The 543-nt window shown below is 73.7% G+C and carries 1 pseudogene; it reads left to right on the forward strand.

Features of this window, described 5'->3' with window-relative positions:
- A pseudogene (locus WDZ17_RS17395) lies at nucleotides 1-543 on the forward strand (PKD domain-containing protein); the annotation flags it as partial.

Here is a 543-nt window from a genome sequence, read left to right on the forward strand (position 1 = left end):
GGCGACCAGCTCCTCCTCGTGCTGACCACCAACCGCGACGCCACCCTCACCGCCCCCACCGGCGCCGGCACCTGGGGCGCCCCCGTCCAGCAAGGCACCGGGGACAAGGGAGAGGTCGAGACCACCGTCTACGCCAAGAAGGCCGACGGCACCGAAGCCGGCCAGGTCCTGCGCATCGGCTTTGACGCCACCAGCAAGTACACCCTCACCGCCGCCGCCTACTCCGGCGCCACCCTGGACTCGGCCACCCTCGCCGCCGAGACCACCAACCGCGCGGCCCACACCACCCCGGCCGCCACCGTCACCACCGCCGGGTCCTGGATCGCCTCCTACTGGGCCGACAAGACCAGCGCCACCACCGACTGGACCTCCCCCGCCGGCACCACCGACCGCGCCGAGACCATCGGCACCGCCTCCGGCCGCATCACCAGCCTCCTCGTCGACACCAACGCCCCCGTCCCCACCGGCACCCGCCCAGGCCTCACCGCCACCGCCACCAGCGCCTCCCTCAAAGCCACCACCCTCACCCTCGTGCTCCGACCC

The organism is Pseudokineococcus basanitobsidens, from assembly GCF_037482545.1.
Lineage (GTDB): Bacteria > Actinomycetota > Actinomycetes > Actinomycetales > Quadrisphaeraceae > Pseudokineococcus > Pseudokineococcus basanitobsidens.